This is a genomic window from Agrobacterium tumefaciens (genome assembly GCA_025560025.1).
In the GTDB taxonomy this organism is placed as follows: Bacteria; Pseudomonadota; Alphaproteobacteria; order Rhizobiales; family Rhizobiaceae; genus Agrobacterium.
This window is the reverse complement of sequence record CP048488.1, coordinates 13,476-35,970: the sequence shown is the minus strand read 5'-3', so window position 1 is coordinate 35,970 and position 22,495 is coordinate 13,476. Positions and strand designations below refer to the sequence as shown.

Genomic DNA, 22,495 nt, shown 5'->3' with positions numbered 1-22,495 from the left:
CGGACTCCCTAAAACAACAGAACCCGAAACTTCACGAGCCAGGAGAATTTCATGATCAAACTGTCGCGCCGGACGTTCAACGCCGCCCTCGGAATCGGCGCATTGGGTACCGCCATACCCGGTATTTCGTTCGCTCAAACTACGCCGGTGCGTGGCGGTACCGCCCGCATCGTCGCCGCCAGCGAACCCGCCATGCTCATCGAATTGTTCCAGAACACCGGCAACGCCGGCGTCGGTTCCCGTGTCATCGAAGGGTTGTTGAAGGTCAGTTTCGACCGGACCTTCAAACCACATCTTGCGGAGAGCTGGGATATCAGCGCGGATGGAAAGACCTACACTTTCCACCTGCGCCCGGGCATCAAGTGGCATGACGGTCAACCGTTCACCTCCGCGGACGTTGCATTCTCGCTGCTGACGTTGAAGGAAACCCATCCGCGCCGGCGTGTGACGTTTGCATCGCTCGAAAAGATCGACACGCCCGATCCACTGACGGTCGTCGCCCAGTTCAAGACACCGGTTCCATTCCTGTTGCCGGCCCTTTCCGGCATCGCTTCGCCCATCATCCCGAAACACCTCTACGAAGAGACGGATATTCGGGCGAACCCCTATAACGCAAAACCGATAGGCACGGGCCCCTACGTGTTCAAGGAGTGGGAACGCGGCAGCCATATCCTGCTCGAACGCAATCCCGATTACTGGATCAAGGATCTGCCCCTGCTCGATGCTGTGGTGACACGGTTTATCGTTGATGTCAGCGCCCGCGGGGCGGCTTTCGAGGCGGGAGACGTCGATGTAGGCTATCACACACCCGTGCCGCTCGACGAGATCAAGCGCCTTGGCGACGATCCGCGCTTCGGCGTCGAGACTCGCGGTTACGAGCTTGAAGGCAGTCTGAACCAGTTGTTTTTCCGTCTGGATCATCCGATTCTCAGCGATCTGCGTGTTCGCCAGGCTTTCGCTCACGCCATCAATATCGACGACTACATCCGTCTCGTCTGGAAGGGATATGCTGTGCCGTCCCCGACCGCGATTGCACCGTCGATGGCAGAATATCACGATCCAAGTATCGGCTTCTATGCCTTCGACAAGGCCAAGGCGGAAGCGCTTCTTGATGAGGCCGGCCACAAGCGTGGTGGTGATGGGAAACGGTTCGCGCTGCGCCTTACCTACAATCCTGTCTACGGGCCAACCCGTGTCGGCGCAGAATTCCTCCGATCCGCCTTCGGCGACATCGGCGTCGACGTGGCGATCCAGAGCTACGACTACGCGACCTACATCAAGAGCGTCTATACCGACGCGGCCTTCGATATCGACCTCCAGCATCTTGCCAACGGTTATGATCCGACGGACGGCATCCAGCGCGGCTACTGGTCGAAGAACATCAAGAAGGGCGTGCCGTGGTCCAATCACTCCGGCTACAGCAATGCCGAGGTCGATGAGATCTTCGAGAAAGGATCGATCGAAATCGATCCGGCGAAGCGCAAAGAATACTTCGTCAGGTTCCAACACATCCTTCACCGCGATCTGCCGGCGGTAAACCTCGTTCAGTTCCAGAACCTGACGCTCTATCGCAAGACGCTGCACAACCACACCGAGGATTCGTCCGGGCATTCGGTCGACTTCGCCGCTGCGTGGCTGGGAAGCTGAGCTTTATCCGGCAGGCGGGCTCCACAGGCGCCGCCTGCCACGTAGCGCGACAACACCGTCATTATTTCCAAATTGTAAGTGAACGCCCTTGACCCATCATCCTCATACCTGGCCGACAATCGACACACCCGCATTCCGCACACTCGTGGCAATTTTCCGGCCGGTGTTCGCCGAAATCGCCGAAGGCTCGCGCCAAAGAGATGCGACACGCACACTCCCGCGCGATGAAGTCGCAAGGCTGAAAGCGCTCAAATTCGGTGCGCTGCTTCTCCCCAAAGATAAAGGCGGTTTGGGAGCGACACCGCTGGAACTCCTTGCATTGCTCGTCGAGCTTGCAGAGGCAGACTCGAATGTCGCGCAGATCTTCCGCGCCCATTTCGGATTGCTCGGACAGCTTCTCGACGAACCATCCAACGCCTGGACGAGGCGTTGCATCGACATCATCGGATCCGGGGAGATCATCTCCGCTGCAGCGACGGAGGTTGGAAATGCCACGCTTGGCAAATTTTCGACTTCCATCATAAAAACCAATGAGGGCCATCGTCTCAACGGCCAGAAATTCTATACGACCGGCGCTCTGTTCTCGGAATGGATGACTGTCAGCGGCTTGAACAATGCTGACGAGCTGATCATAGCGCTTATAAAAACGACGGCGCCAGGAACGTCCATTGTCGATGACTGGAACGGTTTCGGACAGAGACTGACCGCCAGTGGGACCGCCGTATTCGATCAGGTCCTTCTGCACGATGACGATATTGCGCCATCGGCATCGCGGTGGCCGTTCCTGACGGCCTTCGCTCAATTGGCCCATCTGGCAACGCTTGTCGGAATCGGGCGGGGGGCGTCCACTGCCGTTGCGGACTATGTGCGGTCACGCAAACGGACATATTCCCACGCGGCTGCCAGCACCGCGAGCGACGATCCGCAGGTGCTCCAGCTCGTCGGTAAGGTGTTTGCCAATGCGCACGGGGCAAACTCGATCGTACTTTCAGCCGCCGACGCCTATCACCGCGCTGTTGCTAAAGGCTGCAGGGAAAGAACGGAGATCGGCAAACTCGAGGTGCAGATTTACCAGGCACAGGTCGTCGTCCACCAACTCATCCTCGATGCGACGACCGTCCTCTTCGACGGACTGGGAGCGTCTGCGCTCAGCAACGAGTTGGGGCTGGATCGCTATTGGCGAAACGCCCGCGCCATCTCCTCCCACAATCCGGTCATCTACAAGGAGCGTCAGATCGGTGATTTCGCGGTTAACCGCAGCCTGCCGCCGGATCTTTGGACCACCGGCATTGGAAAGGCCTAGCGGATGTTTCGCGTCGAGGCTGGTCAACCTCACCTCAGCCGGCGCTGAACCAGATCGCGTGACTTAATTAGGAGATCTTATGGGAAATAAGCTGTTCGTTCTCGACCTGGGTGAAATTCGTGTCGACGAAAACTTCATCATCGCCAACTCCACTTTTGTCACGCCGCAGAAGCCGACGGTGAGTAGTCGTCTGATCGACATTCCGGTCTCCGCCTACCTCATCCAATGCACCGATGCCACGGTCCTCTACGACACAGGATGTCACCCGGAATGCATGGGAACGAATGGCCGGTGGCCCGCGCAATCGCAACTGAACGCGCCCTATATCGGGGCGTCGGAATGCAATCTGCCGGAACGGCTGAGGCAGCTCGGCCTTTCACCGGACGATATTTCGACGGTGGTCCTGTCGCATCTTCACAATGATCACGCCGGTTGCGTCGAGTATTTCGGAAAGTCGAGGCTGATTGCACATGAAGATGAATTCGCAACCGCAGTCCGGTATTTCGCGACGGGGGATCATTCGTCGCCTTACATCGTCAAGGATATCGAGGCGTGGTTTGCGGCCCCACGAAACTGGGATCTTGTCAGTCGCGATGAGAGGGAAAGAGAACTCGCGCCTGGAGTGACCCTGCTCAACTTCGGAAGCGGCCATGCTGCCGGGATGTTGGGTATTGCCGTGGAGCTTGAGAAGCGGCCCGGGTTTCTGCTCGTTTCAGACGCTTGTTACACCGCCACAAATTATGGTCCTCCGGCCCGCCGAGCCGGCGTTCTCCACGATACGATCGGTTACGATCGGACGGTCAGCTATATCAGGAAATACGCCGAATCCCGTTCTCTCAAAGTCCTCTTCGGTCACGACCGGGAGCAGTTTGCGAGCCTGATCAAATCCACGGACGGATTTTATGAATAAGGAGCTCGCCAGGACTTCAACTGGCGGCGGCCGCGGCTGTGAAAACGCCAAGGCAACTACCCCAGTAGAACTGCCCAATTGCCTCTACCTCAAACCGCATAAGCCAATTCACCCTATGAAAGGATCCTTCAAATGACTTCATCTAAAGTAACTTCTTCACCCTTATCAAGCTCGCTTTCTCGCCGCCGTCTGCTCCAGGCAGGGGCGGGTCTTGCCGTGGCGGGAAGTGGATTTCTGCCCAGCTGGGAAGCACGCGCTCAGAGTTTTAAATCCGCTCCGCTGCATCAGCTTTTGCTGCTGAGCAATGAATGGAACACCATCATCAACGATGCGGCAAAGCGGGCCGCAGCTGTTCTCGGCCTTCCCTATAGTTCGACGACGTTCAACCTCAACGATGGCACGGCCGTTACGCAGGCGCAGTCCGCCGCTGCGGCAGGTGCAAAACTCTTCCTCATCGTCAGCGCCGACGGGAGCAGTCTGAAGCGGATTGCCCGGACAGCGCAAGAGGGCGGCGGCTATGTGGTCAATGTCGGCAACAACATTCCCTGGACATCTCCGATTGACGCCGGAACCGGCTTTGCGCAGGCAATCGTTGCGCGTGAGGACGGAAATCGCGGCGGTAATATGTATGAAGCCGTCAAATACACCATTGGCCTGGCGGTGAAGAAGTTCGGGCCGGACGCCAAATTCCTGCATATCACCGGTTCGAAGGGTTCATCCTACGACAATCTGCGCACGGCGGCCGTGAAGCGTGCGCTTGCCGAATTTCCCGGTGTAACGATCGCCGGAAGTCTGCCAGGCAATTGGAGCGCCGAGGAAGGGCAGAAAGCGACCGAGGACCTCATCGCCCGCCACGGCGTGCCCAACGGCATTATCGCCCAGAATGATGGATCGCTGACCGGGGTTCTGGCAGCGCTGCGCGGTCTCAAGATCGAGGCCGGTGAGGAAGTGCTCACGGTTGGAGCGGATGGCGCAACCGATATCTTCAGGGCAATCAAGGCCGGAAAAGTCGCGGCCACCGCGTTCCAGTCTCCGGCCTATTACGGTGTCCAGGCTGTCGCCCGGCTCTTCGATGCTCTGAACGGCTATGAGGCGTCCGCCCCGGAAAGGTTCGTGGGGTTCAATGGGCTTCTCGTCACCAAAGACAATGTTGATGGTGTTCTGGCGCGCTACGTGGACAATCCGAACCTGCCCTTCGATCCGAAGCTGCTGTCGCATGTCATCAGCGGCGACAAATGGGACCCTCAGGCGCCGCTCGCCCCGATCAGGTACGACGACTACTTCACTGCCACCGGCATCGAGAAGCCTGCAGATTACCGACCTCAGGCAGACTATGCCAAGTCTATCGAAACGGGCGAGTTCGACGCTGTCACGAAGCGCTACGAGAGCGCCTACAAACTCAAGCTGGACGACTTCAGCTTCAAGGGCATCAAGGCCTGAGAATGTCCATTCTGAGCGTCGAGAGCCTCACCCATTCCTTTGGTCCTTCGCCCGCCCTTCGCGATATAAACCTCGCGATCCGGTCGGGAGAGGTTGTCGGTATCGTTGGGGAAAATGGAGCTGGCAAGTCGACGCTTCTTAACGTGCTTTCCGGTACATTGAAACCATCCAGAGGAACCGTAGCGATCGGCGGCACGCCGGTCGCCCTGGAAAATTATTACGAGGCCAATCAGCGCGGGATCTGGCGGATCTTTCAGGATCCCGCGCTGATCGGGGCCCTGCCTGTCTATGAGAGCCTTTTCCTCGGCCATGAAAAGCGTTTCACGCGCTTTGGGGTGCTGAATAAGGCGAAGATGATTGATATTGCCCGCGACCTCGTGCGTTCCATGGGTATCGCGGTCGACGTCAAGCACCTGATGCTGAACTACGACTTCGCCACCCGGCAATCGCTGGAGGTCTGTCGGGCAATTCTGTTACCGAAAGTGCTGGGGTTGCCCTCCGGTTTCGTACTCTTCGACGAGCCGACAACCGGGCTTAGCCGTGCCGAGGTGGTCCGGCTTCTGGAAAGCATGGGCAGGCTTCGCAGGCAAGGCGCGGGCGTGGCCTTCGTTTCGCATCGCCTGCAGGAAGTTTTCGACGTCTGCGATCGGCTGATCGTCCTGAAGGATGGTGCGATCGTCGGAGAAGGGCCGATTTCTCAGTTCGATGAGGCCGGATTGCACCGGTTGATGGTCGGCCGGGCTTTCGAAAGCACGACGCCGGGCAAGAGGTCGACGCTCAATGAAGAGCCCTTTCTTGTCGTCAAGGGGCTTTCACGTTCCAGCCGACCGTCGGCAGGGCAACGCTTAACGCACCTCACCGACATTTCCTTCAACGTCGGAAAGGGCGAGATCGTCGGTATCGGCGGTCTTCTGGGATCGGGCAAGGGGCAACTTCTGCGCGTTCTGGCGGGCGTAACCTCCCATCGGGACGGCACGGTCGAGCTTGGGGGCATGCCGCTTGCAGGATCTATCGCCCAGCGGAAACAAAAGGGCATCGCATTCATTCCCGGTGATCGGTCGAACGAAGCGGTAGTCGTGACCGCGGATGTCGCATCGAACATTTCTCTGCCGAGCGGTCATGCCGGCGCTCGCGGTTTTTCCAACGCATTCGGCATCTGGCGTTCTGCTCGTGAGCAAAATGTCGCCAGACAGATGATCGTGTCCCTGCGGATCAAGGCCGTTTCAGGTCAACCCCTGCGTACACTGAGCGGTGGCAATCAGCAGAAGGTATCATTGGCGCGCTGGATCCATCGCGAGCCGGTGCTGCTTCTGATAGAGAATCCAACCGCTGGCGTGGATGTGGGAGCCAAGCGTGAAATCTACGCGCTTTTGCGAGATCTTACCGCTCATGGCACCTCGATCCTTTACGTTACAGATGATCTCCCGGAGCTGATCTCGCTCAGCGACCGGATACTGATCATGCGAGATGGTCGGATCGTCAGCGATATCGACAACCGCCAAACGCTCACGACCGAGCACGCCCTTGTCGCCGATATGATTGGTCCCGCCTCGAACGAGAAGACGCCGATTGTTGCGCCTTGAAGAGATTCCTATGATCCCGAAGCAGATTAGTGAAATTGAAGTTCCGCAGGCAACGGGCAAAATAGAAACCTGGAAGGCGCGTGTTGCAACGGCCATCGTTTCGCGCGAACACCGGGCGACCTGGCTGCCAGCATCGGCGCTTCTCATTCTTATTGGCTACTTCGCTTTCCAGCAGCCCGCATTCTTGTCGCCGCTCAACCTGACGGTCATGGGAGCCCAGGCCGGGCCACTGCTCTTGATCTCGCTCGGCGCGACCTTCATCGTGCTAATGGGCAGCATCGACCTCTCCGTTGCTGCTGTCGCAGCGCTCGCCTCCGCGATCAGCGCCGTTCTCCTGCAGAAATTTGGCACGGGTTACACAACGGCCCTCCTCGCCGTGCTCGGTTTCGGCATCGCTGCCGGCCTGCTCAATTCCGTTCTTTCGACAGTCCTGCGGCTGCCGTCGTTCATTGCAACTCTTGCGTCCAGTTCCATCTTTACGGGCATCATGCTGCACGTGCTTGATGGCACTGCCCTGTTCGTCAACGACGACGACTTTTCGATGCTCGCCAACGGGCAGATAATCCCGCGGGTGCCCAACGTCCTTCTCCTTTCGCTGCTGCTTTGGCTCGTGCTGAGCCTGACAACGTCCCATACCCGGTTCGGCCGGTACATCGTCGCGATAGGGGCTGGCGAGCGTGTCGCGAAACTGAGCGGCATCGCTATCAACCGCTACAAGACCTATGCGTTTGTGCTTTCAAGCACACTCGCTGCGATCGGTGGGTTCTTTCTGTTGTCGCGTTTGGGTTCCGCTACCCCCTCAATCGGGGACGGGTATCTTCTCGACACAGTCGCTGCAATCGTCGTTGGCGGCACGGCACTTACAGGCGGGGTCGGCGGCGCACAGCGCACCCTGCTCGGGGTCGCGCTTATCACTATCCTGAGCAACGGCCTGAACGTTTCTGGCGTCAGCACGTTCACCCAGGAAATCGTCAAGGGCGTTGTTATTGTGATTGCCGTGCTCACGACGATCGACCGCGTCAGCCTTCAAGACATCGTGAAATGACGACACAGTGCCCCAAGCAACGGCGATGAGAAAGTTTTTCTCCCCACGCGTGCGAAATTAGATTCGTCTAGTTCGTCTATATTTTTAATAGACAATATTAATAGAGAACTGACTTCCGTTTATTCAGTCGCCCCCTCAATATCGACGGAGAATGGCATGACAACGATCGACGGGCTGGCTCGGAGCCAGCGGATTTCCCGTTTGCGCATTCCGGACGAATCCGAACTGCCTGAAGATATTCAGGCTTTAGTTGATCGTCACCACCATGAGAACTGGGTTCGGGCGCTTTCGCTCAATCCTGACACAGCTCGCCGCTTCACCGGTCATTTCGAGCATCTGTTCGCGGCGACGGGCAGGCGGTTGCCGCTACAGGATCGCGAGTTAATCGCCGTGGTTGTCTCAGCGACGAACGGATGTGGCGTTTGCGAGATTCATCACACGCGCGCCTTTGGCGACCTGCTCAATGATCCGGGTTTTGCTCGTCGGGTCGCGCTCGACTACCATCTCGCCGACTTGTCAAAGCGACAGCGGGCTTTAGCTGATTTGGCGGTCAAGGTGACTCTAAGCCCCAAAACTATCTCGCAAGCCGACTTCGAGAAGCTCAGGGATCTTGAGCTTTCCGATGAAGAATTATTGGAGGCTGTTGAAACAGCTTCCTGGTTCAATCACACCAACAGGGTCACTATATCTTTGGGGATCCTTCCGGATGATAAATTCTTCTCATAATAACCGATTTTCCAATAGTCCGTTTAAGACTCAAGGAGGACTAAAGGATCAGTATGGGCACTTATTCCCTTGATACAAAATTGGAGGCAGGCCAACATCTCCTTGATGAAGTCTTGCTTCACACTTTTCAAAGTCGCGCTGCGGATTATGACCGGGAAAACCGCTTCTTTTTTGAGGATCTCGCCGATCTCAAAGCAGTCGGGTACCTACAGGCAGCACTGCCGGTGGAATTCGGGGGCCGGGGGCTGACCCTGTCACAGGTACTGGCCGAACAGGCGCGGCTTTCTTATCATGCACCCGCCACGGCACTGGCAATCAACATGCACCTCTATTGGATCGGTACTGCTGCTTATCTCTGGCGCCGTGGCGATCACTCAACCGACTGGATCCTCGAAGAGGCGGCAGCGGGTCGGATCTTTGCAGCCGGCCATGGCGAGCCAGGCAACGATCTTGGCCTCGCAGGCTCCAACGTGGTGGCCGAACCACTCGCCGACGGTGGCTACCGCTTTCACGGACGGAAGATTTTTACCTCTCTTTCACCCGTCTGGGACTGGCTCGGAATCCATGCACTCGATGCAAGCGATCCAGCCACACCAAAAATTGTCCATGCTTTTATTCGCCGGCAGGATCCCGGGCACCACACACGAGAAACCTGGGATTCGCATGGCGTGCGCGCGACGCGGAGTGATGATACAATCCTGGAGGGAGTGATCGCGGCAAAACCTTATGTAACGCGCGTGCTTCCAGCCGGCCCGCCGAACGATCCTTTTGTTGACGGCATCATTGCTTCGGCTGTTCTTCCGATCGGTGCTGTGTACTACGGCATTGCCAATCGCGCGTTCGACATCGCGGTGGAAACGGCTAAATCCCGCGTTTCTCCGGCACTCTCCGGTCGGACCTATGCCCATCATCCGCAAACACAGGTCGAAATCGCCAAGGCTTCTATAGAACTCGATAGTATTTGGGCTTTTCTCAGCCGCGTAGCGGCGGAATGGACCGAGGGCGTGGATCACGGGCTACTCTGGCCAACCAAATTGCTTGGCGCCAAACAGCACGCTGTCGATGGGGCACTCCGGATCGTTGATCGCGCCAGCAAGGTTGCCGGCGCTAGCTCGTTGCTCCGTCGAAACGAACTGGAGCGGCTGACGCGCGACGTCCGTTCCGGCCCCTTCCATCCGCCGAACAGCGACGCGACCCACGACCTCATTGGCCAGATCCATCTCGGCGTCTTTCCTCCGGCAGCGCAAGCCGCCGAATGACATGGCGATCTTTGCAAGATTCGTTGGCGTGGCGGACTCATTGCTACTCGACGCATCGTGGCGATCGGGGACGTAGTCGCCGCAAAGGGATTTTAACAGCGATCTCGACTTCAACCCCACAATCGGGAGACTTTCCATTATGAGCCAGGCAACAGCGCCCCATTCCGTCACTTCATCTCCCGTATCGACCGGGCAGTTGGAAGAGCCCATTTCGCGTCTTCGCGTTCCGACAGAGGACGAACTGCCCCAGAAATTGCGCGACATCCATATGAGGATTCGAAAGAAGTTCGGTTTTGTCCCGAATTTCCTGACGGCGCTGTCTGCCAATCCGGGTACCGCTCTGCGTATTATGGCCTTCTATGAGCACCTGTTCGACCAGAGCAACAGCCATCTCAGCGCATCCGAGCGTGAGTTGATCGCAGTCGTGACGTCTGTAGCGACAGGCTGCAGCTATTGCGTGTTCAACCACCGCCCGGCGTTGGCAGCCGCCCTTGGAGATCGTGTGTTGGCGGACCGGATTGCTCGAAACCATAATGATGTGACGTTGGCACCACGCGAGCGAGCGCTGGCCGATTTGGCGCAGAAGCTGGCCGCTACGCCCCATAGTGTGGGCAGTGACGACTTCGCCCGGCTCCGAGCGATTGGCTTCAGCGAACCCGCGATTCTGGAGGTGCTGGAAGTCTCTGCTTTCTTCTCCTACGGCAATCGTTTGACCATAGCATTGAACGTGCTTCCCGACCCTCAGTTCTTCGTTTCGGCTTGAAGGAACACCGTCACATGACTGAGAAATCACCACATTCCGCCTTTGGTGACGGCGCGAAAGCGTATGATGTGCCGGCATTCGGCCTGCAAATCCACACGGTTGAACATGGTTCAGGTGCGCCAATCGTCTTTCTCCACGGCAATCCCACGAGTTCCTATCTGTGGCGCCACATATTCCGCCGTCTCCATGGACACGGTCGGCTATTGGCCGTCGATCTGATCGGGTACGGCCAATCTAGCAAGCCTGATATCGAATACACATTGGAGAATCAGCAGCGTTACGTTGACGCTTGGTTCGACGCCCTCGACCTAAGGAATGTGACGCTGGTTCTGCAGGATTATGGCGCAGCGTTTGGACTAAACTGGGCCAGCCGGAATCCAGACCGCGTCCGAGCCGTGGCCTTTTTCGAGCCAGTGTTACGGAACATTGATTCGGTGGATCTGTCACCGGAATTCGTCACCCGCCGGGCGAAGCTGCGCCAACCGGGCGAAGGTGAAATCTTCGTTCAGCAGGAAAACCGCTTCCTGACTGAGCTTTTCCCCTGGTTTTTCCTTACCCCTTTGGCGCCGGAGGACCTAAGGCAATACCAAACGCCGTTTCCGACGCCGCACTCGCGCAAGGCGATACTCGCAGGACCACGCAATCTTCCTGTGGATGGCGAGCCAGCAAGCACTGTGGCATTCCTGGAACAGGCGGTAAACTGGCTCAATACGAGCGATACTCCCAAGCTACTGCTGACATTCAAACCTGGTTTTCTACTCACCGATGCCATATTGAAGTGGAGTCAGGTTACCATCCGTAATTTGGAAATAGAAGCAGCAGGCGCTGGGATCCATTTCGTACAAGAAGAGCAACCCGAGACGATCGCACGCCTCCTGGATGCATGGCTAACACGCATTGCAGGAAATTAGGCAGAACGTTACCAATCATCCCTAATCAAACAGAAAAGTCATTGCGAACCAGGTCCAGGTCTCGGATCAAAATATTCTCCTTCTGAATTTGGGCGGCACCCACAGACGCTGAACCTGTCAATGTCGAACGACTATCACGACAAACTATCCTCCAGGATCATTGCCGCCCCCTTCTCCCCAATCATGACGGTGGGTCCGTGCGTGTTGGAGGATGGCATTGTCGGCATGACGGACGCATCAACGACTCTCAGTCCGTCAACACCGATCACTCTCAGTCTCGGATCGACGACGCTTGCGGAATCCGTACCCATCTTGCACGTTCCGATGGGATGGTAGGACGTCAGACCGGTTGTTTTTGCCCATTCCAGGATGTCCTGATCGCTCTGCAGACCCGCGAGGTCGTTGTCCCGTGAGACCATAAGATCATCAAAGACCGAATCCGAGGCAATTCTGTTGATGAATCGAAAGGCACCGAGCATCGAGCGGAGATCCTCCTCGTGTGAAAGGTAGTTCGCAACGATCGCCGGCGGCTCCGCGGCGGCGCCCGACCGGATGTGGCTGGAACCCGTCGAATTCGGCCTCAGGACGAACGTCGAGATGCTGAAGCCGGGAAACTCATCCAGACGTCCGCTGATATTTCCGGTATTGTGGGGTGCACTGAAATGCAGCATCTGGATTTTCACGTCCGCCCGTTCGAGGTCCGACCGGGTTCTCACAAATGCATGGGCTGTCGCCCCTATGGTAGATAGGGGACCGCCGCCTCGCGCAAGCCAGCAAAGCATGGCGCGTACCTTCCAGACGTAGCTGTGTTGGACATCATTCAGGGTGCCGCGGAAACGGGTACGAAATCCGACGCGCACATTAAGGTGATCGCGCAGATTTTCTCCGACGCCCGGGAGGTGCACCAGTGGCACGATACCTGCCCGGCCAAGCACCTCACCGTCCCCTATACCCGAAAGCTCAAGCAGCTTCGGGGATTGGACGGTGCCGCAGGATAGAACGACCTCCCGCCGTGCGATGGCACATCTCAGGCCATCAGCCGCGCGATACTCCACCCCGATCGCTCTCTTCCCTTCGAAGAGGATGCGGTTTGCAACAGCGCCTTCGCGAATGGTCAGGTTAGCACACCTGCTGGCGGGCGAGAGATAGGCACGGTCTGTGCCATGACGCAATCCCCGGCGCTGGTTGAACTGGAGATAGCCTGCGCCTTCCGAAATACCCGCATTGTAATCATCCTGCTGTGATACCTGCATGTTACCGCAAGCCTTCAGGAAGGCATCAGAGAGAGGATCTGCTGGACGGTGCCTGGTAACCGTCACAGCCCCGCGCTGCCCTCTGCTCGCCGGATCACCGGGAATGTATGTTTCGCTGCGCTTGAAGAAATCCAGCAGATCGCCATAAGACCAGCCGGTACAGCCTGAGGCAGCCCAGAGGTCATACTCCACCGGGTCTCCCCGTACCCAGAGCATGCCATTGATGAGAGAGGAACCCCCAAGTCCCCTGCCGCGCGGCCAGACAAGTTCCCTGCCATTGAGGCCGGGTTCAGGCAATGTCGTGAAGTTCCAGACTGCATCCTCTTTCGCAAGCGCGAACGGAGTCAATATCGGCAGCCGGAACCGGATGCCGGACTGCTGTCGACCAGCTTCCAGGAGCAGAACCCGCAAGTCCGCACGCTCAGCCAATCTTGCAGCGACGGCAGCGCCAGCGGATCCTCCTCCGACGACGATGAAATCGAATTCATCAGCTTCTACTTGCTTCAAGATTTTCTTCCCACGTGTTGAGAATGAAACTTTACCGGCGTTCCTGTTGAACCGTTTCGCCTCGAACGAGCCAGCGCTGCGTGGATTGAGACCACTTCATCAGTTCCTGTTTTCCTTTGGTCCGGTCTCTGCTTTTCCAGAAAAACGTGTTTCGCTCGATTAACCGGCAAGGAACCCCCCGTCGCAGGGGATGATTGCACCAGTGACATAATCGGAGGCGTCGCTGGCCAGGAAGATCGCCAGGCCCGCCACATCGGCGGGCGATCCCCATCTTCTGGCAGGGATGCGCTCGATGAAGCGGGTGACCACTTCAGGATCGTGGCGCAGCTTTTCAGTCAGGACGGTGACCATAGCGCCGGGCGCTATGGCATTGACCCTTAGTCCTGAAGGTGCCCATTCATTCGACAAGGTCTGAGTGAGCAAGGCGATCCCTCCCTTGCTGGCTGCATAGGCAGCCGCATTGTGGCCTCCCCTCAGACTGCGGATGGAGCCAATGTTTATTATTCGTCCGCGGCCTCGGGGAAGCATCAGCCTGGCTGCATGCCTGCTCAGCGCGAAGGCCGCAGTCAGATTGACCTCGATGATCCTGTCCCACATCTCAAGCTCCATATGGAGCGACGGCGTGTCGTCCCAGATGCCTGCGTTGTTGACAAGGACATCGATCTGGCCCCCCAGTCGCTCCACAGCTTCATCGAATCCGCGCTTCAGGTCGCTGCGGTCGCTAAGATCGGCCGTGACAATCTGCCGGTTATCGGCCGGGAGGTCAGAGCTTTCCCATCCACGGTCGATGCAGACGACATCAGCTCCCACTTCTAAGAAGCCGTCAGCGATAGCGCGCCCGATCCCCCGAGCGCCGCCCGTGATGACGGCCCTCCGACCGGAAAGGTCAAACAGCTTCGAGATGTTGGGGATTTGCGAAGGATATGTCATGACAGGCCCACCATCATGGGATGCGAACGCGGGCCCTGCACGCCGCTTGCAAGTCCGTAATCGACGGACAGGTCTTTAAAGACGTGCGTATCCCGAACATGCTCGGAATTGCGACAGCTATCTTGCCGCCGCTGTCCGGTGGAACCCTGTTCGATATTCATGTCTGGAATGCCCATGACGGCGCGGACGGGCTGATGGGCAGCCCAAGGTTCTCGCGAAGCGTATGTCCACGATAATCGCGATCCACGAGGCCTCGACGACGCAGGATCGGGATGACCTCGTCCACAAACAACTCGAATTCCGCAGGCAATTCATGGGGCATCACCATAAATCCGTCCGTCGCCCCTCCCAGAAACCAGGTTTCTGCCGCATCAGCGATTTGTTCCGGCGTGCCGATAACAAGATGATGGCCGCGGCTTCCGGCCAAGGCGCTGGCCAGTTGCCGGATGGTTAGTGGCGATGTGCTGTCAACCAGGGATGAAATGACCGAAAAGCGGCTCTTGATGCCCTCATACAGATCGATGTTCCCGAGTGTCCGCGGCAGGGGCTCGTCGAAATCGAACGCGGTCAGGTCGATACCGAAACTCTGTAGCCAGCTATGAGAGGCGTGTGGCAGGATCAGGTCGTCAAGCGCCTTCTTCTTGCTGCGGGCCTCTGCCTCGGTGGAGCCGATGACAAAGCTGAGGCCCAGGATAAGACGCACATCATCGGGGTTTCGGCCATGCGTCACGGCGCGGCGCCTAAGGTCATTTCTGAAGTCCCTGCCAGCTTCGAAATTCCATTGGGCGCTAAACACCAGTTCGGCGAAACGGGCCGCGAAATCTCGCCCCGTGGCGGAAGACCCGGCCTGCACCAGAACCGGGCGGCCCTGGACCGGACGGGCAATCGGTGCAACATCGTCGGGGACCGGTGCGCCGTCCCAGTATGCGAGCACCTGTTCTGTGTTGCGCGCGCCCAATTCATAGCGCTCGGCATGGGGGATCGGCTTATCGAGGCCGTAGTTGGCACCGGCCGCTGGCTCGCCCGAGGTCACGATGTTCCAGGCAGCGCGGCCTCCCGTGGCATGGTCGAAGGTCGAAAAGACCCGGGCGATCTCAACCGGATCGGAGAAGATCGCCGAGCCCGTGGCGATGAAACCGAGATTCTCGGTTGCTTGAGCGACCGCAGACAAGAGCGTGACGGGCTCGACTTCCCAACGCGGGCTGTACATGACCGCAGGATTGAAGATGAAAAAGTCGGCCATGAACACGGCGTCGAATCGTCCACGTTCGGCAGTCCGGGCGAGTTGCTGGAAGTAATCGAGACTGTGAATCCGCTCGGGCTGTGCGCGTTCCGTCCGCCAGGCTGCCTCGTGGTGGCCGCACAGCAGGGGATTGACCAGAAGAGCGAGAGGACGGCTGGTCATGCGGAAACTCCATTTCTTCTAAGGGCAAACAGGCTTTCCGGACGAGATAACCCAAGCGTGTCACGCAAATTGCTTCCGCGCGGCTTTGACCATAACCCAATATCTCTCGCTGCCCGCGCGACGGCATCGATCCGTGGCGCTACACGGACAGTTGCTCCATCAACGTCCCCATCGTTGAGCAGTGCATGCATCGACGCGAGATCGTTAGTGTCTGCAACGATACTTAGAAGGGTGGTATTTCCCTCGGCACGAGGTGCGAGGGGCTTGTTCGTGCTCTGACCGGGGACCGGAACGATTTCAATGATGTCCGCCGTGGGCCATGCGCCTTCGGCAAGATCGGCAGCGAGGACCTCTCGAACCAGGACCGGTCGACCTTGAGGGGCGCGTGGTATATCGAGCGGGCCAGCTACCCTATAATATTCCCCGATGTGATCGAGCCGATGAACCTTGCTGATGTCGACATAAATTCCACTCTCCTTGTCGTAAAGGGCGGCATCGTCATCCCAGCTGTCCAGGAGGTGGCTGACGGCATGCACGAACTCCGCGATCCGGGCTTCTTCAGGCTCATCGGCAGTCGAATATGGCTTCCAGCCTGCCCGTCCACTCGAGAGGTGATCAAGAGACGCCAGACGGCGTGCAAAATCATAAGGCAGAGCCGTATCGACGTTCACCGCCGCAACCAGCCCGATCTGCTCGGTCCTGGCCGCCAGCGCGGCCAGGATTGTTGTTGGATCCAGGATGGTTTCCCTGCCCCCGATAGTCAGTGTCGTGAATCCCGCCTTCTCAGCCGTTCGGGCGACCGTAACAAGATCTGCCGTAGTGATTGGGTCTGATATCATCAGCCCAAGCCCGAATACTTGGCGAACGCCCATCAACATACCCTTCTCATTTTGTTGAACGCGTGTTCGTGTTGCTGAGCCAGACCCAAGTTGCGTGAACGTGCGTTTTTGGTCGAAAAATCAAGATCGAAATAGTTCCGGGTCTGATCCTCCGGATGCCGCCAAAGCCTCGGAGCGAGGTCTCGGGCATCCTCTGCCTCGCGTTAGAAATTGAAAAAGGCCTGATCCGCGAAGCTGGAGACTTCGAACGTTTGCCTGATGAAGTGGTTGTCCAGGAGGAACTTCACGGAATCCGCCAGCTCTGCCTGGTCCGCCTCGGTTACGGTCGGTTTCCACTCGAAACGGGAGAAGGCGAGCTCAGTCTGCTTTGGCGTCAGGCCTACTACCGGCGCGAGGACCTGGGCTGAACCGGCCGGATCAGAGCGCAATGCCTCGGCCCCGCGCTTTACCGCCTGCAAATAGGCCTTCAGCACATCCGGATGCTTGGCGGCGAAGCTGCCTAAGGCGACTATCGGGTTGAGGTTACTCTTCAGGCCGGCGCCGTCTCGCAGGGTACGCGAGACACCCTCGCTGTCCAATTTGGTAAGTAGCGGTTCCCACACCAGGACGGCATCGACGTCGCCCTTGGTGAGGGCAATGCCCATGTCCTGCAGGCCAAGATTGAGAAACTCAACGTCGGAAATCTTCAGGCCGGCCTCGGCCAGCACCAGTACCAGCAGCTCATGTACATTGCCGCCGCGCAGGGTAGCGACCTTCTTGCCCTTCAAGTCCTTCACTGTCTTCACCGAACTGTCCTTGAGCACTATCAGCGCCTCAGCCTTGGCCCCCTTGCAGGCGAGGCCCACAAAGCGAGTATCGATGCCATTGGCGAAGGCGATGAGGGAGGGCGTGTCGCCCAGCGCGGCAATGTCGAGAGCGCCCGAGGCGAAGGCCTCGTTCACCGGCGGACCGCCCGCGAACTGGTGCCACTTTATCTCCACGTCCTTCAAGCCGGCCTTGGTAAACTCCTCATCTACCCAACCTTTTTGTTTGGCCAGGAGGATGGCGGAATAAGGCACGAACGGCATGAATCCAATGTTTACGGTCTCCGCTGCAGCGGAACCGGCCCAGAGAAGTGCGGCGGCGACCAAGGCAGTGGCAGTTTTGGCAATGTTTTTTTTTAGCATCTTGGACGACTTTCTTTCAAAATGAGCTAATTGCGGTGGTGGAAAAACTGGGCATGCAACTCATGGCGCAGACGGGCGAAGGCGGGATCGCCGCGGTCGCGCGGATGGGGCAGCTCCACGGTAAACCGCGCCCGTACACGGCCGGGACGATCAGAGAACACCACGATCTCGTCTGCGAGATAGATGGCCTCCTCGATGTCATGAGTGATGAGCACGGTGGTCAGATTGTCAGTATGGCGGATGCGCAGCACCTCGTCCTGCATCTGGAGGCGGGTCAGCGCATCGAGCGCACCGAAGGGCTCGTCCAGCAGCAGTAACTCCGGCTGGTGCGCAAGCGCGCGCGCGATGGCGACGCGCTGCGCCATACCACCGGACAGTTGGTGCGGATAGGACCGCCCAAATCCTTCAAGGCCCACCAGCTTCAACTTCTCAGTCACGACTCGCCGCTGCTCCGCCTTGGGCAAACGGTGGAGACTGAAGGCGATGTTAGCCTCCACCGTCATCCAGGGAACGAGGCGGTGGTCCTGGAACACGATGCCTCGGTCAAGGCCCGGTCCCTTCAGCGGCCGACCGCCCAGCAGCACCGTCCCGCCGAACTGTGGTTCCAAGCCAGCGACGATGCGCAACAGGGTACTCTTGCCGCAGCCGCTTGCACCGATGATGCAGGTGACGCTGCCGTCCCGTACAACGAGATCCACATGGTCCAGAGCACGCACTTCCGACCCGTCAGGCCGACTGAAGCTTTTGGAGACGCCCTGGACCAGCAGCGTATGATCGGTAGCGGCGGGGGGTGTTGCAGGGAATGCGGCAGCGGTCATATCACCCCTCATAACCCGCTAAAGCCGGCGCGCCAGCGCACCAGACGTCGCTCAGCGAAGCGTAAGGCATCGTCGGTCAGCTTGCCAAGGACGCCGAGGGTAATCATTCCCGCAAGCACAACGCTGGCATTCGACATTACGCGGCCGTCCATGATGAGGAATCCGATGCCACTCGAAGCTGCGATCAGCTCGGCTGCCACAACACACATCCAAGACATGGTGATGCCGAGCCTGAGCCCCGACATGATCTGCGGCAGGGCGCCGGGGATCATCACCTGACGGATGAAGTTGAGCCGTGGCACTTCCAGCACCCGAGCTAGTTCCACATAGCGGACATCAGTCTGATGGACAGCGTCAAGAGTGCTTACTAAAATGGGAAAAAAGGCGCCGAGGACGATGATGAAAATTTTGGCCTCCTCCCCAATACCGAACCACAGGATGGACAGCGGGATCCAGGCAATAGGCGGGATGGGTTTTAACACCTGCACCATTAGATCAGCCAGCCGGTTCAAGGGCCCGATGAGCCCCATAACGATGCCAAGCGCGAGGGCGAGCACAGCGGCGATGCCGAACCCTTGGAGCACACGGGCGCTGCTTACCGCCACATGCTCGGCAAGCTCCCCACTCAATGTCATGTTCCATATGGTGCGAACGATGGTTGATGGGGCCGGCAGCAACACGGGTCGCACGGCTCCAAAATCACATGCCACCTGCCAAACGGTGACGAGCGCCACAAGCGGCCCCACTCGAACGGCGAACGCAGAGAGGAGCGCTAACGGGCGATACGACGGAACTGAATGACCAATGGTGGTAGAGACAGCTTGCTTACTCACGATTCCTCCGTCCTCCCGGCTGCCACGACGTTGCGTTTGGCATCCAGGAAATGAGAGCCGAGGGGCGTCTCTCGAATTGAACGCACCAGAATGGACAGACCGTTGGCTGTCATCCAACCTCCTCGTCGCAATTGTAGGATGAACCTCGTTTTCCGCGTGCCTTACGGTATGGACTTGAAACGAGCCTGAGACTGCCAGTCTATAAAATCTATGTATAAAGTCATGAAATCTTGTTCTCTTTTATGGGCGCGAGGAAGCAAAGTGAGTTTCTAAGTCATTCAAATGCAAAATTTTTGCCGCGGGCCATCACGTACTGGCTTTGGGGAGCGGCAGGGCAAAAGTCTCGCGTCGGGGCCGCCGGTACAGTCGTTATGGAAAATGCCGCGATCCTAAAGAATTGGCATCACGTGTTCGAGGAAGAGAGCGCCGTTGGCTCGCATGAAGGGCGGCAGCACGATAAAGTCGTCGCCCCAGAACCAAGAGACGTCGCAGCGCCGGCTTGCTGAAGTTTGAAGGATCGGTACGTGCGCAGGACCGGGTGCAAGCATTAAAGCCGGATCACGCCTCTCAACACGACAATGCCTGTCCCGGAGAGTTCCGGTTCGGGCTTCAGCCGGATATGCAGAATGCTGCGGCGGCCCATCTTGGTACCTTGTTCGATCACCAATTCGTTGTTCCTGAGGTTTCCCGTAGCTGCAAGATACGCCGCCAGCGGGCCAGCGGCGGTTCCGGTCGCCGAATCCTCCCACAGACCAACAGTTGGATTGAAGAACCGGGCGTAGGCAGTGTTCGATGCTCCGGCATCGAACGCATAGACATAACACCCTTCCGCCGCCGTCTTTCTCAGAACGGCGAGCAGCTTGCCGGCATCGGGTCGCGCCTCGTCAACCGTGCCGGCATTGCGAACGCGCACCATCAGATGAGCCGCACCGGTGTCGGCGGGACGTGGCGCCGGTTCTGACAGAATGTCGCCCAGACCGAGGCCAAGAGCGTCGGCGAGAGGCGCGACATCACTGAGCGCGTCCGACAAGCGCAGCGGCGCCTGGAGCATGCGGCCGTGGACGCGGCCGGCGATCAATTCGAGCTCGATCGGAAGAACATCCTGACCGATCTCCTGCTGAAGGGTTCGGGCGGTCGTCAGCGAACCGAGATTTCCATGTTCTCCTAGCCAAAGCCACGCACCGAGGGCGTTGTGGCCCGCACCGAATACTTCCGCGCCGCTGGCGGTGAACGACCGCAGTTTCCAATCGGCACGTGCGCTCCGAAGTATGAAGGTGGTCTCGGCCTGATTGAATTCACCGGCGATCCGCCGCATCGCATCATCGGTAAGGTCGTCGGCGTCCTGCACCACCGCGAGCGGATTGCCGGTCAATGGCGCATCTGCGAAGACATCAATGAGACCTGCGACCAGTTCGACCATTTTTCCTGCTGCCTTGAATGAGTTTATTTTGATAGGGTTTGACGATCAGCACTGTACAGCCGCTTATACAAATAGAAAAAGTCAAATTACTCAGCTTCAAGGTGAACTGGATTCAGCATGAGTCGCTCTCGCTTGCCGCCATTGTCCGCCCTTCGCGCTTTCGAAGCCGCTGCACGGCGGGCGAGTTTCAAGGCGGCGGCTGAAGAACTCTCGGTGACGCCGACGGCCATCAGCCATCAGATCAAGCAACTCGAAGCCCATATGGGCCTGCGCGTCCTGGACCGGTCGCCGAGAGCGGTGACGTTAACGCCGCAGGGCAAGACCCTGTACGAGGCGACGGCCTCTGGTTTCGGCGAAATCGAAAGAGCAGTCACGCGACTGCTGGCAGATACGACCCCGACGACAGTCACCCTCTCATCCACCACTGCTTTTCTCAGCCACTGGCTGGTGCCGCGGATGGACACGCTCCGCCAGGCTGTTCCGATGATCGATCTCCGGCTGCATACTTCGAACTCCGTCGAGGACTTGCGGGCGGGTGGTGTCGAGACTGCAATACGTTACGGGCGTGGTCCCTTCCCCGGCGTGGTCAGTACCTACCTTTGCCGTGACGTGATGACACCCGTTTGTAGCGCACGGCTCGGTCTGTCCCACCTTGATGATCTGCGGCGCGCTATACTGATTCATATCGACGGACGAAACCGGCCCTCGCCGGAACCAGACTGGTTGCGCTGGTGCGCGCAGGCCGGTGTGGCCGACGTCGACACCAGTGTCGGACCCCGCTTTCCCGATAGCATGCTAGCCGTCCAGGCGGCTATCGCGGGACAAGGCGTGGTCATAGCCAGCCGGGTTCTGGTAGCGGATGCGCTTGCTGCGGGCTTGCTGATAGCGCCTTTTTCCGGGGAGCTTGCCGGAGATGCCTATCACTTTGCCTGCGCTATTGGGTTAGAAACAAGAGCTGACATCGTCGCACTTAGGGAGTGGTTTCAGGTATCGCTCGGGCCAATGTGTCATTAACGGACCTCTTTCGGCAGACGTGTCCATGGTCGATATGATGATCGAACTTGGTCCGGATTCTTTTGCGCCAACTCAACGCAATCTGAACGCCGGCAGTGGCGGCAATCTCAATCCGCGGCGCGCCATCATGAGAAAACCGCATATGGAGCTCACGCCACAGGCCTATAAATGGATATTCGATCGGGCTCGAGAAGTCTCTGATGCGGTCTGGCGCGCTCGATCTCACCGATCCGCGCTTCGACCTACCGGCGGTGCAAGACAGCTCCCCGGGTGTGTTTGCGACCGTCCCACAGGTGCCAACGCAGTCTCCAGAGGAGTAGAAAATGGATATACCGCACGTCTCTCGTCAGCCACCTGAGATCGGCAGCCGAGTGAAAATCTACTTTGACCGCACGTCTGGTGATCTCATCATTGAGACCCCTAAAGGCCAGCGCAGCAGGGATTTCATGGGCGTTTGCATCAGCGACGCCGTCTTCGACACCGAGGCCACTGTAAGGGGCAGCACCCGTTGCATCGTGACGGGAACTTTTCTTGCTGTCCCGGGTTCACGTGAGAGCCGCGATATCGAGTCGGAAATCCGCGCGCAGGGCAGATCGCATCTGGAGTTTTACTGGTGGCGAGATAAGACGTGGCCACTCCGCAAAGCGCGCCTGGCGTTCATTACGAAGCCTCATGGTGGCTTCCCGACTTCGATGGTCGTCGACGCAGGAGTCTGACAGGGGG

20 protein-coding genes are annotated in these 22,495 nt (G+C 58.3%); 12 read left to right on the top strand and 8 right to left on the bottom strand.

Translation table 11 applies throughout. The features are described 5' to 3' along the window. The first annotated feature begins 51 nt into the window (after positions 1–51). From FY152_25690 to FY152_25645, 10 genes are all read left to right on the top strand, one after another. On the top strand, positions 52–1,647 hold the full coding sequence (locus FY152_25690) for an ABC transporter substrate-binding protein (GenBank protein ID UXS35549.1): 1,596 nt from the start codon (positions 52–54) through the stop codon (positions 1,645–1,647). A gap of 88 nt (positions 1,648–1,735) precedes the next feature. Then, positions 1,736–2,950, top strand: a complete 1,215-nt coding sequence (locus tag FY152_25685) for an acyl-CoA dehydrogenase family protein (GenBank protein UXS35548.1) — start codon at positions 1,736–1,738, stop codon at positions 2,948–2,950. A gap of 79 nt (positions 2,951–3,029) precedes the next feature. Beyond that, complete coding sequence (gene aiiB, locus FY152_25680) at positions 3,030–3,860, top strand: N-acyl homoserine lactonase AiiB (GenBank protein UXS35547.1); 831 nt, start codon at positions 3,030–3,032, stop codon at positions 3,858–3,860. Between the two features lie 132 nt (positions 3,861–3,992). Continuing rightward, positions 3,993–5,300: a sugar ABC transporter substrate-binding protein gene (locus FY152_25675; GenBank protein ID UXS35546.1), complete on the top strand. Its 1,308-nt coding sequence runs from the start codon at positions 3,993–3,995 to the stop codon at positions 5,298–5,300. After that, on the top strand, positions 5,297–6,883 hold the full coding sequence (locus FY152_25670; GenBank protein UXS35721.1) for a sugar ABC transporter ATP-binding protein: 1,587 nt from the start codon (positions 5,297–5,299) through the stop codon (positions 6,881–6,883). The genes FY152_25675 and FY152_25670 overlap by 4 nt, the downstream gene beginning before the upstream one ends. Then, positions 6,870–7,928 (top strand): ABC transporter permease, encoded by a 1,059-nt coding sequence (locus FY152_25665; protein ID UXS35545.1) that lies wholly within the window; start codon positions 6,870–6,872, stop codon positions 7,926–7,928. The genes FY152_25670 and FY152_25665 overlap by 14 nt, the downstream gene beginning before the upstream one ends. Before the next feature lie 156 nt (positions 7,929–8,084). Continuing rightward, entirely contained in the window at positions 8,085–8,654 is a 570-nt protein-coding gene (locus FY152_25660; GenBank protein UXS35544.1) for a peroxidase-related enzyme, read from the top strand. A 53-nt stretch (positions 8,655–8,707) separates the two neighbouring features. Then, complete coding sequence (locus FY152_25655; protein UXS35543.1) at positions 8,708–9,913, top strand: acyl-CoA/acyl-ACP dehydrogenase; 1,206 nt, start codon at positions 8,708–8,710, stop codon at positions 9,911–9,913. Positions 9,914–10,052: 139 nt separating this feature from the next. Further along, positions 10,053–10,676, top strand: a complete 624-nt coding sequence (locus tag FY152_25650) for a peroxidase-related enzyme (protein UXS35542.1) — start codon at positions 10,053–10,055, stop codon at positions 10,674–10,676. Continuing rightward, positions 10,673–11,587 carry a haloalkane dehalogenase gene (locus FY152_25645; protein UXS35541.1) on the top strand — a complete coding sequence of 305 codons (915 nt, stop codon included), beginning with the start codon at positions 10,673–10,675 and terminating at the stop codon, positions 11,585–11,587. Before FY152_25650 ends, FY152_25645 begins: the two co-directional genes overlap by 4 nt. Before the next feature lie 134 nt (positions 11,588–11,721). Here the strand turns inward: FY152_25645 and FY152_25640 are convergent, their stop codons facing one another. The 8 genes from FY152_25640 to FY152_25605 form a co-directional block, all read right to left on the bottom strand. After that, a complete protein-coding gene (locus FY152_25640) occupies positions 11,722–13,347 on the bottom strand; it encodes a GMC family oxidoreductase (GenBank protein UXS35540.1) in 1,626 nt (541 codons plus the stop codon). A 159-nt stretch (positions 13,348–13,506) separates the two neighbouring features. Next, the gene (locus FY152_25635) at positions 13,507–14,277 is read right to left on the bottom strand and encodes an SDR family oxidoreductase (protein ID UXS35539.1); all 771 of its coding nucleotides are present in this window, start codon (positions 14,275–14,277) and stop codon (positions 13,507–13,509) included. 157 nt (positions 14,278–14,434) lie between these two features. Further along, entirely contained in the window at positions 14,435–15,682 is a 1,248-nt protein-coding gene (locus FY152_25630) for an LLM class flavin-dependent oxidoreductase (GenBank protein ID UXS35538.1), read from the bottom strand. Further along, positions 15,679–16,560 carry an LLM class flavin-dependent oxidoreductase gene (locus tag FY152_25625; GenBank protein UXS35537.1) on the bottom strand — a complete coding sequence of 294 codons (882 nt, stop codon included), beginning with the start codon at positions 16,558–16,560 and terminating at the stop codon, positions 15,679–15,681. The genes FY152_25630 and FY152_25625 overlap by 4 nt, the downstream gene beginning before the upstream one ends. A 164-nt stretch (positions 16,561–16,724) precedes the next feature. Further along, positions 16,725–17,687, bottom strand: coding sequence for an aliphatic sulfonate ABC transporter substrate-binding protein (locus tag FY152_25620; GenBank protein UXS35536.1), 963 nt, complete (start codon positions 17,685–17,687; stop codon positions 16,725–16,727). 26 nt (positions 17,688–17,713) lie between these two features. After that, positions 17,714–18,517 carry an ABC transporter ATP-binding protein gene (locus FY152_25615; protein ID UXS35535.1) on the bottom strand — a complete coding sequence of 268 codons (804 nt, stop codon included), beginning with the start codon at positions 18,515–18,517 and terminating at the stop codon, positions 17,714–17,716. Then, on the bottom strand, positions 18,514–19,455 hold the full coding sequence (locus FY152_25610; protein UXS35534.1) for an ABC transporter permease: 942 nt from the start codon (positions 19,453–19,455) through the stop codon (positions 18,514–18,516). The genes FY152_25615 and FY152_25610 overlap by 4 nt, the downstream gene beginning before the upstream one ends. Positions 19,456–19,885: 430 nt before the next feature. Then, positions 19,886–20,758 (bottom strand): PhzF family phenazine biosynthesis protein, encoded by an 873-nt coding sequence (locus FY152_25605; GenBank protein UXS35533.1) that lies wholly within the window; start codon positions 20,756–20,758, stop codon positions 19,886–19,888. Positions 20,759–20,875: 117 nt separating this feature from the next. Between FY152_25605 and FY152_25600 the strand changes: the two genes are divergently transcribed. After that, complete coding sequence (locus FY152_25600) at positions 20,876–21,772, top strand: LysR family transcriptional regulator (GenBank protein ID UXS35532.1); 897 nt, start codon at positions 20,876–20,878, stop codon at positions 21,770–21,772. Positions 21,773–22,095: 323 nt separating this feature from the next. Further along, on the top strand, positions 22,096–22,488 hold the full coding sequence (locus FY152_25595; protein ID UXS35531.1) for a hypothetical protein: 393 nt from the start codon (positions 22,096–22,098) through the stop codon (positions 22,486–22,488). The last annotated feature ends 7 nt before the right edge of the window (positions 22,489–22,495 follow it).